This window comes from Methanococcoides burtonii DSM 6242 (assembly GCF_000013725.1).
GTDB lineage: Archaea > Halobacteriota > Methanosarcinia > Methanosarcinales > Methanosarcinaceae > Methanococcoides > Methanococcoides burtonii.
The window spans coordinates 2558130-2575032 of record NC_007955.1 but is presented as its reverse complement, the minus strand read 5'-3'; the positions used below and the strand labels follow the sequence as shown (position 1 = coordinate 2575032).

19 protein-coding genes and 1 other RNA gene are annotated in these 16903 nt (G+C 41.0%); 8 read left to right on the top strand and 12 right to left on the bottom strand.

Going from position 1 to position 16903, the window contains the following annotated elements:
* Positions 1–266 precede the first annotated feature (266 nt).
* The gene (locus tag MBUR_RS12700; RefSeq protein WP_232221914.1) at positions 267–1310 is read left to right on the top strand and encodes a trimethylguanosine synthase; all 1044 of its coding nucleotides are present in this window, start codon (positions 267–269) and stop codon (positions 1308–1310) included.
* Positions 1311–1336: 26 nt separating this feature from the next.
* Here MBUR_RS12700 and MBUR_RS12695 read toward each other — a convergent pair whose 3' ends face one another.
* The 3 genes from MBUR_RS12695 to MBUR_RS12685 all read right to left on the bottom strand — a co-directional run bounded on the left by MBUR_RS12695 (position 1337) and on the right by MBUR_RS12685 (position 2677).
* The gene (locus tag MBUR_RS12695) at positions 1337–1714 is read right to left on the bottom strand and encodes a response regulator transcription factor (RefSeq protein ID WP_011500430.1); all 378 of its coding nucleotides are present in this window, start codon (positions 1712–1714) and stop codon (positions 1337–1339) included.
* Positions 1715–1806: 92 nt separating this feature from the next.
* Entirely contained in the window at positions 1807–2334 is a 528-nt protein-coding gene (locus tag MBUR_RS12690) for an Hsp20/alpha crystallin family protein (protein WP_011500429.1), read from the bottom strand.
* Positions 2335–2437: 103 nt separating this feature from the next.
* Positions 2438–2677, bottom strand: coding sequence for a hypothetical protein (locus MBUR_RS12685; protein ID WP_048063433.1), 240 nt, complete (start codon positions 2675–2677; stop codon positions 2438–2440).
* Positions 2678–3050: 373 nt separating this feature from the next.
* On the opposite strand from MBUR_RS12685, the gene MBUR_RS12680 reads away from it, so the two are divergent.
* A complete protein-coding gene (locus MBUR_RS12680) occupies positions 3051–3992 on the top strand; it encodes an IS5-like element ISMbu1 family transposase (protein WP_011498312.1) in 942 nt (313 codons plus the stop codon).
* Between the two features lie 135 nt (positions 3993–4127).
* Here the strand turns inward: MBUR_RS12680 and MBUR_RS14495 are convergent, their stop codons facing one another.
* Entirely contained in the window at positions 4128–4709 is a 582-nt protein-coding gene (locus tag MBUR_RS14495) for a PEF-CTERM sorting domain-containing protein (RefSeq protein WP_011500427.1), read from the bottom strand.
* A gap of 146 nt (positions 4710–4855) precedes the next feature.
* On the opposite strand from MBUR_RS14495, the gene rnpB reads away from it, so the two are divergent.
* Positions 4856–5209, top strand: an RNA gene (gene rnpB, locus MBUR_RS13210) — RNase P RNA component.
* A gap of 37 nt (positions 5210–5246) precedes the next feature.
* Here rnpB and MBUR_RS12670 read toward each other — a convergent pair.
* From MBUR_RS12670 to MBUR_RS12645, 6 genes are all read right to left on the bottom strand, one after another.
* Positions 5247–5873 (bottom strand): DUF116 domain-containing protein, encoded by a 627-nt coding sequence (locus MBUR_RS12670; RefSeq protein ID WP_011500425.1) that lies wholly within the window; start codon positions 5871–5873, stop codon positions 5247–5249.
* Entirely contained in the window at positions 5866–6501 is a 636-nt protein-coding gene (locus MBUR_RS12665) for a DUF116 domain-containing protein (protein WP_011500424.1), read from the bottom strand. Before MBUR_RS12665 ends, MBUR_RS12670 begins: the two co-directional genes overlap by 8 nt.
* A 99-nt stretch (positions 6502–6600) precedes the next feature.
* Positions 6601–7851 (bottom strand): (Fe-S)-binding protein, encoded by a 1251-nt coding sequence (locus tag MBUR_RS12660; RefSeq protein WP_048063695.1) that lies wholly within the window; start codon positions 7849–7851, stop codon positions 6601–6603.
* The gene (locus MBUR_RS12655; RefSeq protein WP_011500422.1) at positions 7851–8657 is read right to left on the bottom strand and encodes a disulfide reductase; all 807 of its coding nucleotides are present in this window, start codon (positions 8655–8657) and stop codon (positions 7851–7853) included. Before MBUR_RS12655 ends, MBUR_RS12660 begins: the two co-directional genes overlap by 1 nt.
* A 347-nt stretch (positions 8658–9004) precedes the next feature.
* Positions 9005–9664, bottom strand: coding sequence for an NAD(P)/FAD-dependent oxidoreductase (locus MBUR_RS12650; protein WP_011500421.1), 660 nt, complete (start codon positions 9662–9664; stop codon positions 9005–9007).
* Positions 9665–9710: 46 nt separating this feature from the next.
* Positions 9711–10085 (bottom strand): ferritin-like domain-containing protein, encoded by a 375-nt coding sequence (locus tag MBUR_RS12645; protein WP_011500420.1) that lies wholly within the window; start codon positions 10083–10085, stop codon positions 9711–9713.
* A gap of 220 nt (positions 10086–10305) precedes the next feature.
* On the opposite strand from MBUR_RS12645, the gene MBUR_RS12640 reads away from it, so the two are divergent.
* The 5 genes from MBUR_RS12640 to MBUR_RS12620 all read left to right on the top strand — a co-directional run bounded on the left by MBUR_RS12640 (position 10306) and on the right by MBUR_RS12620 (position 15123).
* Entirely contained in the window at positions 10306–11001 is a 696-nt protein-coding gene (locus MBUR_RS12640) for an RNA methyltransferase (RefSeq protein WP_011500419.1), read from the top strand.
* Between the two features lie 117 nt (positions 11002–11118).
* Positions 11119–13209, top strand: coding sequence for a minichromosome maintenance protein MCM (locus tag MBUR_RS12635; RefSeq protein WP_011500418.1), 2091 nt, complete (start codon positions 11119–11121; stop codon positions 13207–13209).
* Between the two features lie 12 nt (positions 13210–13221).
* Positions 13222–13512 (top strand): DUF424 domain-containing protein, encoded by a 291-nt coding sequence (locus tag MBUR_RS12630; protein ID WP_011500417.1) that lies wholly within the window; start codon positions 13222–13224, stop codon positions 13510–13512.
* A 31-nt stretch (positions 13513–13543) separates the two neighbouring features.
* Positions 13544–14203, top strand: a complete 660-nt coding sequence (locus tag MBUR_RS12625) for a hypothetical protein (protein ID WP_157196745.1) — start codon at positions 13544–13546, stop codon at positions 14201–14203.
* Positions 14200–15123, top strand: a complete 924-nt coding sequence (locus tag MBUR_RS12620) for a coiled-coil protein (protein ID WP_011500415.1) — start codon at positions 14200–14202, stop codon at positions 15121–15123. The genes MBUR_RS12625 and MBUR_RS12620 overlap by 4 nt, the downstream gene beginning before the upstream one ends.
* Positions 15124–15332: 209 nt before the next feature.
* Here MBUR_RS12620 and MBUR_RS12615 read toward each other — a convergent pair whose 3' ends face one another.
* Together MBUR_RS12615 and MBUR_RS12610 are read right to left on the bottom strand one after the other, a co-directional pair.
* Positions 15333–15782: a hypothetical protein gene (locus MBUR_RS12615; protein ID WP_048063432.1), complete on the bottom strand. Its 450-nt coding sequence runs from the start codon at positions 15780–15782 to the stop codon at positions 15333–15335.
* A 114-nt stretch (positions 15783–15896) separates the two neighbouring features.
* Complete coding sequence (locus MBUR_RS12610; protein ID WP_011500413.1) at positions 15897–16862, bottom strand: biotin--[acetyl-CoA-carboxylase] ligase; 966 nt, start codon at positions 16860–16862, stop codon at positions 15897–15899.
* Between the last annotated feature and the right edge of the window lie 41 nt (positions 16863–16903).

Here is a 16903-nt window from a genome sequence, read left to right as displayed (position 1 = left end):
GCCAAATTACACAATCAATCCTAACTTAGGATGTCTAAATGTAATATTCAATATATATATGTATTGCACAGATTCCCATAAAAAACAGTATATTAAGCACAACTCAACAGGGAATTTTACAAACCAGTACAATTTATTATACACACATCAACACTAGCACCAATATCCATTATAGAACAAAGGTATCTAAATAAAGATATCGGATCATTCCCAGGATAGCATGAGATTACTTTAAATTGATTGAGCTATTTTCCAGACTGATAATTGTGTCACGAAAAAAGATATTTGATAAAAGGATGAAAGCTGACAATGATGGTATCCGTTTTGCCACACCGGAAATAGTTGCAAAGTACAGGGCAAAACGGCTCAAATGCAGGACCATCGCAGACATCAGTTGTGGTATCGGAGGACAGACGATATTCTTTGCAAAGGAATGTAAAAAGGTCTATGCAATAGAGATAGATCTTAAGAAAATAGAATATGCAGAGATAAATTGTGAACGCTACGGGCTCGACAATGTAGAATTCATTTGCGGAGATGCGCTTTCAGAAGAAGTCATCAACCAGATACCAAAACTGGACGTACTTTTTTCCGACCCTGCAAGACCACCATCAGAGGATGAAAGAAGACTCTCGAGTCTTCAACCGGGAATACCACAAGTATTAGAAGCATATTCCAAAATAACGAATAATTTCGCATTCGAAGCACCACCCCAACTGACACCTGAAAAAATTCAATTCGATTGTGAAAAAGAATATATTTCATTGAACGGACAGCTGAACCGCCTGAACCTGTACTTTGGAGACATAAAGACATGCGACAAGTCCGCAATTGCACTCCCGGCAGAAGCAAGAATTGACTCTGGACACGAACGTTCCAAGCTGTCAATGACGAACAAGATACAAGCATATGCATGTGAGCCGGAACCATCCGTCACAAAAGCAGAATTACTTCCCGAATTGGCAAATGATCTAAATGAAAATAACACAACGCAGGTCCAGCTGTACGAGATCGACCAAAAGAGAAGTCTCTTTACATCTGAAGAACCTTTAGATCACCCACTGGCCAAGAATAGTTATGAGATCAAGTATGTAACCGAGATGGATGCAAAAATTATCAACAGTCTCTTAAAAAAAGATAGTGTAGGAGCCGTGATACTAAGAGCTGGAATAGACCCACAGAAATATTGGGATATTCGAAAAGAAGTTGAGAATGGACTGACTGGAAATAGAACAGTACACCTTTTTGCCAAAAATGGAAAAGCGATCATCTGCAAACCAAGAGTATTGATCAAAGATAGCGACCAATGACAACAAAAGTATAAAAGATCATGATCTCACCCTAAAATCGCATTGATGCGCCCGATAAGGTCTTCAGCCGAAAAGGGCTTATTGATGTAGTCATTCGCATTAAGAACATTCAGACCAAGCATCCGATCAAAACTCTGTGATTTAACAGAAATAATACAAATTGGAACATCAACATCTTCTGATCGGATCTTATGGAAAGTTTCCCAGCCATCCATATCAGGCATCATAATATCCAACAGTATTACATCCGGCTTCACAGATTCGAGTATTTTCAAACACTCAGCACCCCCATCAGCCCCGATGACCTCAAACCCTTCCGGTTCAAGAATCGAACTTATAAGAAAGATAGTATCTGCTTCATCGTCAACGACCAATATTTTCTTATTCAAAGTACCAGAACTCATACTACCCAATCCTATAGAAGATAATTTATATTTACTACTATATAAGAAAATATATAAGCTTAATGTTTTTTTGACATTTCGTCGTCAAAATGTCAGTTAATATCAATATTATACGACCCACCCATAAGACGGCGTTTGAAGATAACATCAAGCACGCCATTCTTAAAAGTTGCTTTTGCAGATTCCGGATACACAGGCACCAGCAAATCAAACGTCCTAACATATGACCAATGCCCACGCGATGCAGTGACATGCAAGGTCATTTCCTCCGCATTAAGCTTAATATCTTCTTTTTCCACGCAAGAGAGGTCCACCATAAAATGGACATGATCATCAGTTTCAATGAGGTCAACAAGAGGGTCCGATTCCGAGATACCCATACGAGAACCCTCAGTAAGATCATCACCATCACCAGTTGTACCAGTATCAAACTCCCGTACAACAGGTTCTTCACCAGGGTGGTGTGTTATCGAAAAACCATAGACTTTTGGCTTCCCAGAAAGGTCACCCAGATCAACATTCATGGCATCCATGATGTTTTCGATCATATCCCTAACATCTTCAAATGAATCATTTTCAAAGAATCCATCAAATAAATGCCGTCTCTTATTTTCATCCATGTTGATCATCCCCACATTATTATAAATGGCACCTAAGTTCCAATCAAATAATACCTATGCGTTTCGAATCACAAATTGAATAATAAAAATATAATAGCTAAAATTATTCCATGCGTTTTTCAGATAGAGTGGAAACCCTCCGACTGGAAAGTGGATCATCAGACATATGTACATCATGATCTATTGAATCAAACTTATCCGAAACTGCTCGCTCCGGTAATCCATTATCAATAGTATCCGCAATGCTGCCCATTTTAGATGATAACTCCACCAATTCAGAATGAAGTTGCTTCGTCTTTTCCACCATTTCTTTATATTGATCGAGAACGATCTGATCAGCCATATTTCCACCACCTGAATATACAAAGATATCGACCTGCACCACACAGGAAGAAACACTAATTATAATATCCAGACAAACTATTACATAATAAAATATATAATTGCTTACATATATACTTATTCAGCCTGAAAAAAACAAACCTCAAAAACATAAGAACTAAAACAAAAAACAAAGGAACATCTGAGATAGATGTTCACTTACATTATAACTTACGAGAATTCCGATAAACCCCTCAAACAGAAGCAATATTTATAACATATTACAATAATTTTGTATTATGTCCTTAACGAACTTTGCTTTTAAAGAAGAGAGAATTCCGATAAACCCCTCAAACAGAAGCAATATTTATAACCTATTACAATAATTTTGTATTATGTCCTTAACAAACTTTGCTTTTAAAGAAGAGTACAAACGTCTTGAAAATCTCGGTGACAAGCTCTCTGAAATTGAATCTCTCATCGATTGGAAACCATTTCGTCCAATTATAGCAGAGATGTATATCAATAAAACAGAGTTCGGTGGCAGACCAAACGTTGATGAAATCGTCATGCTCAAAATGTTAGTATTGCAACAATGGCATGGCCTATCTGACCCTGAACTTGAAAGACAAGCTACTGATAGAATTTCCTTTAGGAAATTCTTGGGCTTTCCTGCAAAAATTCCAGATCATACTACTGTTTGGGCATTTAGAGAACGAATTTCCCAGGCAGGAAAAGAAGATGAAATCTGGAATGAAATGCAAAGACAACTTAATAAGAAAGGTCTGAAGATCAAGCAAGGTATGATTCAGGATGCAACATTTATACATGCTGATCCAGGACATGCAAATCTTGATACTCCTCGTGGAAATGAAGCAAAGACCAGAAGATGTAAGGACGGTACATGGACAAAAAAGGCATCTAAGTCACATTTTGGATATAAACTACATACCATTGAAGATACCGAATATGATCTGATAAGGAGATATAGGACAACTACTGCCTCAGTTCATGATAGTCAGGTGGATCTTTCTGAAGAAGGCGAAGTTGTTTACAGAGATAGAGGTTACTTTGGTGCAATTTCAAAAGGATATGATGCAACTATGCAAAGGGGAGTACGAGGGCACCCTATTGGTATTAGGGATAAGATGAGAAACAAAAGAATAAGCAGGAAAAGAGCAAAGGGAGAAAGACCTTATGCTGTTATCAAAAATGTGTTTACGTCAGGATTTGTAAGAGTAACAACGTTGGCAAGAGTAAATGTCAAAATGGCGATTACAGCATTCAGCTATAATCTCTATCAATTGAGGACAATAAGAAGAAAATCATTAGGATGAATAGCGGTAGCTATTCAAAAAAGTTGGAAAGTATATAAATAGATACTAGCAAACTGCTGGAAATAGAGAGAAAAGCTCAAAATTTTAGCTGGAAATATTTGCTTTGAAAAAAATCAGCAGTTAATCGCAATTCTCTTACTCTTTACGGCGCATGAAAATAAATGCCAATCCGAGAATAGCTACTACCGGAAGTGCAATTGTTGGGAATTCTGGGATTTCCTGACCACACCCACCATCTGCAACTTTGACACTCGCACCACCATCAAGTCCCTGGAGATGCACAGCTGCATCAAAGCCCTGAGAATTTGGTACAAGCACCACGGGACTGTCAAATGTTATTGTAATAGGACCAGTGGTCTTGACACTTGGATGAAAACCAATTCCAGTATTGAAATTACCAAATTCAGCCGAAAAATTGTCAACACCAGTCAGCTTTCGAGTTGCACCAGTGACACTCATTACATTGTCTTCGGTTAGCCCCACAGTGTTCAAACCAAATGTTTTGATATTATTATCACTTGAAATGTGTGTAGGAGCTAAATATATAACTTCCACAGTTACAGTATTACCGTCAACGATCACACCAACATCCACATCCCCGCATGAGAGCGTGTCCTTTGGATAGGTTAAGTTATATAATTCACTCGCACTTGCCACACTAGCCATCGATATAAGGATAACAAGAAGCCCTATAATCAGTAAAGATTTTTTGATCATGTGCACCACCTCATTCTATAACCATGGTTCATTGGTAATAGGCAATAAACATATCGAAAAAAGAATAAACGTTATTATCATGAGTAGAATAAGAAATATAAGTAGTCGTAGGCAACTATATATACAACCCATTCAATGATAAATCTGAGAGAGGAAGGACGATTGCCGGGTATTTGACCTGAGGAAAGTCTCCCCATCATCCAGATACACGAACACCTGTGAAGGGTGTCGGGTGAGAACCCGGGCTCTGGCACAGAAACGATACCACACCATATCAATGCTATGATACCGAAAGGTTGAGGTCGTATGGAACGTGGATGGAACGGCGAAACCTCGTGGATGCAAGTTGGAGTAGGGATCAAGCAGGTTTCTGGACTGCCCCGAATTTATTAACGCATAGCCGAATATCGTCAATGCAAGTGTCCACAAGGACCATTCCCAAATCAGCCCTGCTGATGGGAAGCTTTGCATCAACAGAAGGGAGCTTACTCTCCTCACTCACAACCAACTTATTTTAAACTAAATGGATACCTGTTATCATTCATTTTGAGAGAACTTTTGCAATGTGTCCTCTACGAACACTTCATCTACTTTCGTATTGTAGCAACCATCATTGAGCATAGGGATACCATATGTAATAACCCCAGTACCCGCCAGTGAACGCATACCCTTATTTATTTCATAGTCACAGGCAATGACAAGCACACCATCCGCAGGCCGGTCTTTAAGAATATTCTTCACAAAGGATGAGCCGGTCACGATATAAAATTCATAACCATACTTTTCTGCATCCTCTTTGAGTTGGTCGAACACACATTTCCCACATGACCTGCACTGTATCCCATATTTCGTTGCATATGCAGGACAATCAAGTGAACGCATGCAATGTGGGACGAACATCAGCCGCTTTTTTGTTTTTGCAAAATCTGACATGTGTGCGGAATTTTTCAAAGAGACCATCCACATATCAAGTTTTCGCGGGTCAGAGAACTTACAAAAGAAATATTTAAGCGGAAGGAAGAAGAAATCCAATACATTCGCAAAAAGGCCGGATAACCAGACATTTCGAGTAAGACTTACACGACTAGCATAAAGAGATAATGCTGAAACAAACACAGACAACACCAAAAGAACCAATAACAATTTACCTATAAAATTATACATTGCAGAGCTCCATTTTTTCGATCACTTCGAGAACATCCACTTTTGTATTGAAGCAACCATCTTTCAAAAGACAAACACCCTGAACAGGCATGAACGATATTTCTTCCATGGATTCAGAAAGCTCATTGTAACAAGCTACCCCTATACAAGAACCTGGTTTGTGTGCTTTCATTATCTTCTTTACAAAACTGCCTCCAGGAATCACATAAACTGTGAAACCATGTTCATCGGCAGCTTTACAGATTATGCCAATATCGCATAGACCACATTTTTTACACTCATAGCCAAGTATAGGATCACATCGGGCCCTGCAATTGGGATGGCGCATACACTGGGGTAAAAATACAGCTCTTGGACCTTTTGCATTGATAAAATCATCAAGCATTACAGCATTCCTTATCTCAATGAGGATCTCATCCACAAGAGTATCTCTTATTGAGAAGACACCACACATCCATTTGGCAGGAGAATAGAACAGATAAAGCATGAAAAGAACAAAGCTAGGAAAAATGACCATTTTATTCTTAAAACTGTAAAATCCAACAAGCAATGCCACAACAATCCCCAGTAGAGCAAAGAGAAGCATATATACGAATAGCTTACCCAGAAGTTCATAGGGAATTTCCATGAGCCAGAGAGAGTAGGTAGCAATATTTAAAAGTAACTGTGAAAGAGAACTGAGTAAAAATAAAGAAGGATATAAAAAAATTAACGAAAGGTAGAGAGATCAACTCTCCACACAATCATCAAGTGAAATTCCAAGTGCTTCAGCCGTCAGAACAATAATATCCTCAACAACAAGCTCATCTGCACCAAGGGAATCCCTTCCATCAGAAAGGTTCCTCTTACAGAACGGGCATGCACTTGAAAGGATATCAGGGTTCTTTGCAAGGGCATCCTGAACACGGGTCTCAGCAACACCGAGAGCAAGATCCGGAACTCCAGCCTTTACACCACCGCCAGCTCCACAGCAGCGCTGGTTCTCCTTAATGCGGTCCATCTCTTTAAGGTTCAGACCGGGAATCGCGTTAAGCACGAATCTTGGTGGCTCATATACACCAACGTGACGTCCAAGGTGACATGGGTCGTGGTATGTTACAGTAAGGTTATCAAATGGCTTTTTCCATTCAAGCTTGCCTTCCTTGATAAGATCCTCAAGGAACTCTGTGATATGGACGATCTTGAATGGCATTTCCTCATTAAGCAACCTTGGCCAGTCTATAAGAGAGGTACGGTAGCAACCAGCACATGCATACAAAACGGTCTTTGCACCCTTTGCAACGATACCGTCAACATTCTTCCTTGCAGCTCTACGTGCAATATCCTCGATCTCGTGCTGACCGGTCCTGACAAGTGCGGAACAGCAGCACACCTCATCCTCTCCGAGCATTGCGAACTCGATTCCCAGATGGTTGAGGACACGTGCAGTAGCGAACGCCAGCTTTTGCTGCCTCAGTTCTGCAGTACAACCACCAAAGTAAAGGATTTCTGCTTTGTCAGCGATCTTTACATCATCAGGAATCCATTTAAGTCTGTCCTTGTTGTCAGCCATGTACGGATTACTGTACTCGCCGATGAGCTTTACGAACATTCCCTGCTTACCGTATGGACCATTACCACGTTTGACAAGATTTGCACGCATGGATTCCCACAACTCAATAGTGTTGATACCGACCTCACAGACTGTAGCACACATACCACAGGTAGTGCACTTGTAAACATCATCCTTGAACTGCGCGATATCTTCCTCAGGAATTGCTTTTGGACCGAACAGTCTGGCACGCAGACCATAGGACTTGTTCATGAACTGACCCCACCTGAGGATCTTGTCCCTTGGTGCGAGTCCGGGATCTTTGTTAGAAGCATCGTAGGTTGGACACCATTTGACACATTCACCACAGCGTACACAAGCATCAATCTCCATGAGCTGTACAGCAGTTAAGTTATTTGTATTAATTGAAGGTTCACCTTTCATGATCATTCGCCTCCCTTGTTAGCCATAAGGGTAAGTGGTCCTGCGAACATATGCATATATTTGCTGAATGGGATATATGCGATACAGAAGAACAATGAGATCACAACGTGGAACAGTGATGCAGGTGGTGCAAGATCGGATTGCATCCCCATACCCCAGAGGGTACCGTTCCTGATACCATCAGCAACAAACCCTGTAACAACAATAATAGTAAGTCCGATAAGGAGGACTGAATCGAAAGCAATGGTACTCTCACGAGCCTTTGCAACAAAGAGTCTCCTGAAGATAGCAATAATGATACCGGTCAAAAGAATATAACTAAATACATCATTAGGAACACTGAGCATATCCCTGAAAACTGCAGGCTCGAGAACATGAATACCAACCATGTGGATGATCTCAACAACGAACATTGCAATTGACATTATACAGAGCGCGATCCAGCCACCGAAGATAGCAAGGTGCATTACCCATCTACCAGGACTGCGTCTTAGAGCACGCCTCTGAAGAAGAGCATCAAAGATCAATGTTGAAAAAATATTCTGACCATGACCGTGCCCTTTTGCGCTCATCTGATAAGCCAGGGTTTTAGGGAAGGTAAAGATACTTCCATTGGAAGGTTTTAGACCATACCCTTCAGCGCCTAAGCCCCATTTTTTAAGATTTATGTACATACCGATCATGAAGATCGCTATGGCGATCGTGGCCATGATCATGACCGCTGCGAATGTGATCCTCATAGATTCGGTAAGCATTCCGAAACTGTTTGCGACATCCACAGAAAGTCCACTATAATATTCCATACTCATAAATTATCCTCCTGATATTGCCAAGATGTGACACTACTATATCTTTCTAAAAATTATCGTGAATATTAAATATGATTTCTGTATTGGTAGAACCAATTATATTTAAACATTTTCATAAACAGAACTTACAGCAAAAGTAAGAAAACGCATCAAAACAAACACTTAAGTAAATCTTTTGGAACAAGGTCCAATTTAGAATTGTATGTAGAAGTAATGCAATATTGAGACCACAAACACCCATAATTTAAAAGGATAGTAATCAGAGCCAAGAAAGCATCAGAATCGTATTCATCGTAATAATTATTCCAGAAATATTAGATTATCCATTAACGTGCAAGGAAAAAATATCACACGATACGGACCTCATTTTTAAAAACATCTAGCCCAATATCATCTATAAGCCTACCAAGACGATATTTTTTAGCAGACCTCATATAAAATTCAATGATCCTTCCAACCATTTCAAGGGCTTCAACCTCATCCAAACCCTCAGCGATCACATCACCAATTCGCGGCCTTATTCCGGCGTTACCACCTGCCAGCAAAGTAAATCCCCTCGGAGTTCCCATCACACCAATATCTTTTACCGCAGGTCCTGAACATGAATTCATACAACCGCTTACTGCCATCTTGAACTTTGAAGGCAATTCAATACCATGGTACAACTCATCTAATTTAAGTCCCAATGCCATAGCATCTTGTTGTGCCCTTTTACAATTAGTGATCCCTGGACATACTTTGATACTTCTAACACATCTGCCAATGGATGAAGCAGGCTTCATTCCAAGTTCAGACCAAGCATCTTCGAGATCATTTTCTTTTAATCCAATAAGGGCCACGCGTTGCGCAGAAGTAAATTTAATAGTAGCACCATATTTTCTTGCAACATCCACAACACATTGCAATTCATCAGCACTAATAATTCCTGCCGGAGTATGTGGGACAATTGCATAGGACTCTCTATCACGCTGGAGAATAGCTTTCTTATCCAGTATATCAGATGCCATTATCCCACTTCCGATCACATATAGATCATTAATTAAGATGAACTATTTATTTCATTTTCTTAAGAAGACCTGCAAGACCTGATTTGTGCCTTGCTTCATCGAGTGATGCTTTTGCAAAGAATAATGCTGCAGCCTCATTACCTTCTTCACGAGCGATCTTTGCAGCCTCTGCCTTCTCACCCTCTGCCATAGTCTCCCCTTCGAGCATCATTTCGATATTCTCGATAGTCGTGTCCTTTACAAGACCCAGAAGCTCAGCAACCTCTGCTGCATGCCATGCTTCATCCATTGCGATCTGGCGGAAATAAAGAGCAGCCTCGAAGTGACCTTCGCGCTCTGCCTGCCTAGACATTGCGAAGTACCATCCGACTTCAGTAGTCTCACCTTTAAAAGTAGCTTTCAGAATATCTTGTAAACTCATTTAATATACCTCCTAAATCAGATTTGCAATTACAATATACTCAGAATCATTGATAATGTTTATGGAATACTGAATAGAACTTCAATTAAATGGCAGTGTTGCCATAGAAATATCAGCCATCTAATAACATTCTTATAATAAATTAGCCATACTGCTACCGGATACCCTTGATATTATAGTTGCGCAAAATATACATGTATTGGAGATATTCAGAGAGTGGATGACATTAGATCTGAAAATAATCCTTGTAGAACCTTTATATCAGGGAAATATAGGATCGGTTGCAAGAGCCATGAAGAACTTTGGGTTCTCGGACCTGATACTTGTAAACCCCTGCGAACTGAAAATGGAAGCAAGGGCATTTGCTTCACATGCATACGATATCCTAGAAAGTGCAAAGACAGTTGAAACCATCGAAGAAGCCCTTGAAGGCAGTGATTTAGTTATTGCAACTACCGGCATAACCGGAATGAAAATCGATGAACATATCCGAATGCCCCCATATACCCCAAGGGACCTAAAAGTAAAGTTCAGCGGAATGAGTGGAACGATTGCAGTCATTTTTGGAAGGGAAGATCACGGTTTCACCAACGAGGAGCTTAAACTCAGTGATGTTATCGTAAGCATACCCACATCCAAAATATATCCAATAATGAACCTTTCACATGCAGTCACGATCATACTTTATGAAATGAGCCAGATATTAGCAGGCGAGAACAGCCTTGCAGACGGATTCGACCTGAGATTATTATTTGAGCATATCGATGAAGTTCTTGATGACATCGATTACCCTGCACACAAAAAAGAAAAGACCCACCTGATGTTTAAAAGAATATTTGGAAGGGCTCAACTTATGCCAAGGGAAGTGCAGACATTAAGGGGTTTTATTGGAAAGGTCCAGAAACATATCAAATGAACAGGGCCATACAGTATAGCATTCTAAACGTATTGACTCGAAATATTGATATGTATATAGGGTATTCTGATATCTCCGATACCTGAGGTATCCTTTCAATATAATAATGTGGATTACATGAGTGAAATAAAATGGGATGAAAAGTTCAGGGATTTTCTTAAGCGCTATTACTGGGATGAAATACTCCTGCTGGCAAACGAGTACCCTGAACTCAGAAGTATTGTTGTTGATTTTCCCGACCTCGAGCAATTCGATGCAGACCTTGCATACGAGCTACTTGAGCACCCGGACGATGTAATACCCTATGCTGAACAGGCATTGAGAGAGATAGACATACCTATCGAGAAAGACCTCGATGATGCTCATGTCCAGTTCATAAACGTCCCCAATCGCGTGGCTATCAGAGAACTTCGAAGTAAACATCTTCTAAAGTTCATATCCATCGAAGGTATGATACGCAAAGCTACCGAGGTCAGGCCAAAGATAACAAATGCAGCATTTATGTGCATGAGGTGTGAGAATACCAGTTTTGAGCCACAGGGTGGCCCCAAGTTCGTGGAACCTACTGATTGTGAAAATGAATCCTGTGGTAAGAAAGGGCCATTCAAGCTTCTGATCGACCAGTCCACATTTCTGGATGCCCAAAAGCTCCAGGTACAGGAGTCCCCGGAAAGCCTGAAAGGTGGCAGCCAGCCCCAAAGTCTGGATGTCGATGCAGAAGACGACCTGGCAGGACTTGTTAAACCTGGTGACCGTCTTGTTATCAATGGCGTACTTCGTTCCCATCAGAGAACTTTGAGAGAAGGAAAATCGACATTTTATGACCTTGTTCTCCACGCCAATTCGATCGAATACGTGGATCAGGAATTTGATGAGCTCGATATATCACCGGAAGATGAAGAACGCATCGTTGAGATGGGAAAGGACCCTGAGATCAATAAGATGATAAGAGGTTCCATCGCACCGTCCATCTACGGATATGAAGACATAAAGGAAGCACTCAGCTTACAGCTGTTCTCAGCAGTACCTAAGATGTTACCTGATGGTTCAAGAGTAAGAGGCGATATACACATATTGCTTGTCGGTGACCCTGGTATCGCAAAGAGTCAGTTGCTCAGATACATGGTGAAGATATCACCACGTGGTGTTTTCGCTTCAGGTAAAAGTGCATCATCCAGTGGTCTTACCGCTGCAGCCGTCAAGGATGATCTCGGGGACGGACGCTGGACACTGGAAGCCGGTGCGCTTGTCATGGCGGACATGGGTCTTGCCGCAGTTGATGAAATGGACAAGATGAGCAAGGAAGATAAAAGTTCCCTGCACGAAGCCATGGAACAGCAGACCATCAGTGTGGCAAAGGCAGGCATACTTGCGACATTGAAATCAAGATGTGCATTACTCGGTGCAGCCAATCCGAAATACGGAAGGTTCGATAAATACGAAGGCCTTGCAGAACAGATCAATATGCCTCCGGCCCTTATCTCAAGATTCGACCTTATTTTTATACTTCTTGATGTACCTGACCGAATCAAAGACAGCAATATCGCACACCACATACTGAAATCCCAGTATGCAGGCGAGCTCAACGAACAAAGGCAGAGAGTCCCACACTCAACAGTTACAAAGGAAGAAGTGGATTCTCATATGAAGGTCATCATGCCCATCATTGAAAACGACTTGCTGAGAAAATACGTTGCGTACGCAAGGAGAAGGATCTTCCCCATAATGGAAGATGATGCCCGAGACCATATCATTAATTACTATCTCGACCTGCGCAAACAGGGTGAAGGCAAAGATTCACCGGTACCAGTCACTGCAAGACAACTTGAAGCCCTTGTAAGACTTGCTGAAGCAAGCGCACGCATACGTTTAAGCAATGTAGTAACTATTGATGATGCGAAAAGGACCACACGAATATCCATGGCCTGTATGCGTCAGGTAGGAGTAGATCCCGACACCGGAGCTTTCGACGTGGACGTAATTGCATCCGGAACCAGCAAGAGTCAGCGTGACAAGATACATCAGATCAAAGACATAATCAAACGTGTCGGCGACAGGCATGCAGGCGGAAAAGCACCCCTTGAAGAAGTATATGCAGAAGCTGAGACCGACGAAATAAGTAGGGAAAGAGCTGAAGAGCTTATATCTAAGATGAAAAAGCAGGGAGACCTGTTAGCTCCCGATAGCAAGCACATAAAATTAGTATAATAAGGTGAATATATGTACCTGAAAATACACAGATCCACGAATCAGATCCTCGTTGCTGTTTGCGACAAAGAACTGGTCGGAAAAAAGCTGACCAAGGGTGAAATAGTAATAGATATCTCGGAAGGTTTCTACAAAGGAGAGATAGCATCCGAAGAGACCATCGTACAAGCGATAAGGAACGCCCCGAGTGCGAACATATTTGGAACACGTTCAATTCAATGCGCCATTGATTCTGGTGCCGTTGATCCGGAATGCGTCATATACATAGAGGGCACACCACATGCCCAGATATACAAATTATGAATTTTACATTTATCTAAAAACCGGTGTAAATATGAGTGAAAGTAATATGAATAAGGAAACTTCCATTCTTGACAAAGATGAGCTTATCAAAAGTGTGATCGCAAAACACAAGCGCCTCCTGGAAGAATACAACAAAGAGTTCAGCGAGCTCGATGCAAGATCAAAGGCACTGAATGAACAAATAGAGTCCTCAAAGCAGAAAAAGGAAGATACTCTGACCCGTATTGAGGTTCTAAAGGAGAAACGTCAGCAGCTCTACCATCAGGCAGAGAACGTTCTTGGGAACATGTTCACTGATATCGATGACAAACTGCTTGATAACAAACTAATGCATGCTGCTAATGACGGATTTACCAAGGTCAGACGCCTCATCGACATAAGTGAAGAAAAACAAGTAGTTGATGAACTATTGACCAAGCTGAACGGTATGAGCACACATGGAACCGTCCAGAACTCCGTTCAACAGATAAAAGCAAAGGTTAATGGTGCTATCGAAGCTAGCAACGAGCTTGCAGGAACCATTGGCATTAAGGCCCTTGAGGAAAACTTCCACAAAGCAAGTGAGGAACTTAAGACGATCTCACCACGCCACGGATGGCTTGAGAACAGAATAAAGAGCCATAATGAAGCTCTTGAACACTGGGAAAAGAATCCTGCCACGGAAGAGAACACGACGGAGGCTGACGCATGACCACAACAGAGGCATCAACCATGAGTGAAAAAGACCTGAAGAACACCGTTAACGATTACAGGACCAAGATCACTCATAACGAACGTACCCTGAAAGGTGTTTTTAGGGATCTTAAGCTTCATCGTACAAATATCGATGAGCTAAAAGAGAAAAGGGACAAGCTTAACGCGCAAGTAAAGGAACTTGCAACAAAAGCACGCGAAGATAAGAAACTTCGTGATATCGCTAATGAGAATATCTCAGAAATAAAGGGCACAAGAGATGAGATTCGCAGTGAAAAGAACAAGGTCACCGGCAGTATCACCGAGCTTAAAACAAAACGTGATGAATACAACAAACAATCCCGTGGAAGTGTGGAATCTCTGTCAAGGGCATATGCTGCTGAACTTGATAAGTTCTTAAATGCAGACATTCCCCTCAAACATGAAATTGATATTTTCGAGAAACTTTCCGACCTTGGAGAGAGGATCGATGCCGCAAGTCAGGCTGATGAGCTACATAGCAAGATCGTGGAAACATACAGATCATCAGAATCGATCTACAAAGCCGATGGGACTGTTGGAAAGGATGTAAAGGGACTTGCAGAAGAGTCACAAAAACACCACCTTTCAATGCTTGCATCCTACAAGAAGATCGATGAACTTCGAAAAGAAGCAGATCTCTACCATGCCCAGATCAAAGAGACCTATGATGTTGTCTCACCAATTCGGGAAAAGATCGATCCACTGAAAGCAAAGATATCAGAGCTCAGAGATGAACTCAGCGTATATCTTGACAAGCTCAATGAGATCCAGGTCGAAAAGGATGAGAAGAAACTGGATGAAAAGCATATTGTTGCAAAAGAGAAGTTTGAAAAGACAGGAAGAATGAGTCTTGAAGACCTTAGATTATTGATGGAGAAGGGAGATCTTAAGCTTTAAGCTTATTATCTCATTTTTTATTTTATACATCCATTCTATTCTTTGTTGATCTTTTACACAGTTATTTTTATAAAGACCTTATTCAGCATCCATCCATACACCCACAGTCTTACCCATAGTTAAAACGATAGATGAACAATTCATTATGAATATTTGCTGAGATCTAAAATTGCTTTTGTGAATAATACCTGTTAATTTCAATACATTTCTCAGGAGAAACGTTTAAAGATTACAATAGAAGACATACTTAAAATAGCCATAATGAAACTGAATCCCGGAATATTGTTCTCTGGCGCACTATTATTTTCGAGAGGATCATTAGAAACGTTCGAAGAACTATTTGAAGAAACGTTCGAGTCATTCAAAGCGGGTGCAGGTAGTGACGGGTCAAGATATTGATATACCGGAATGAATGTGATCAGATCACCATCTGACCCATAGTAAACAGAGTCCAGAGTAATGTTGAATATCTCTTTTGAATTATGCAAATAGATGAAAACTGAACCTTCATTCAGTATTTCATCTTTGAGGAGAACGCCATCAAGCAAAAGTTCCACCCAAACATTGCCATCATCACTCACATCCTTGACCACAAAGAGATATCCTTGACTGAAATGCCATTCACCTTTGGTTTCAATAAAAATACCTTTACCATCCATAAGGACATCATCTTTTACAGCAGATACAGGGCAAACATAAATAAAAAATATTAAAAATAATAATAGGATCGAAAGTAAATGTCTTAAAACTCTTTTATTCACGTGCCACACCTACTACCCATGAATGCAACTTCCGGCAACGATCTCTTCCAGACCTTCTGCAGTCTCCACAAGAAGAGTACCATTTTCAGTGATACCTACTGCTTTTCCCCTTATGATCCTTTGAGGCGTTACCACATCCACATCCCTGCCTATCGTTGAAGATAGAGATCTCCACTCCTCAAGAATTGAATCGAAACCTGACGTCTTAGATCGGATATACTCATCTTCAAGTGCCCTCAGCAATGCCTGAACAAAAGCGATCCTGTCCAGCTCTTCGCCTTTTATTTCACTAAGACTTGTTGAACTCGACCTGAGATCTTCCGAAAGTTCTTCGATGAGCACATTGACATTGATACCTATACCAATGATAACAAAATTGATCTGATCGCATTCAGCATCCATTTCTGTTAGAATACCACAAACCTTCTTATCCCCGATCAAAACATCATTTGGCCATTTAAGAGATGCTTCGACACCAAGACCACGAATTGCCTTTGCAACTGCAACTCCGGCCATGAGAGTGAAACGTGGCGCATATGCCGGAACTACATTCGGTTTAAGGATCACAGACATCCAGACACCACCCCTTGGAGACATCCAATGACCACCTTTTCGACCACGACCGCTATCCTGCATTTCCGCAATTACAACAGTACCTTCATCCGATGATGACCCCATTTTCTTTGCGACATCGTTGGTTGAATCCACCTCATCGAAATATCGAATATCCCCTCCGATAATACTCGTATCAAGACCATCCATTATCTCTGATGGATAAAGTTTGTCGGGTGCTGACACCAGAACATGACCGGACCCAGGCGAGGATCTGATCACATAGCCTTCCTCACCTAGTGCTTTCATGTATTTCCAGACCATCGTCCTGGAAATGCCAAGTATTCCCCCAAGTTCTTCACCGGAAATAGGATTATTCCCTGCCCTTTTCAAAGCTCTGATTATATCCATTTTCTTATCAGTCAAGTAAACCCCCCAAATTCAAATGATAATAAAACAATATGTCA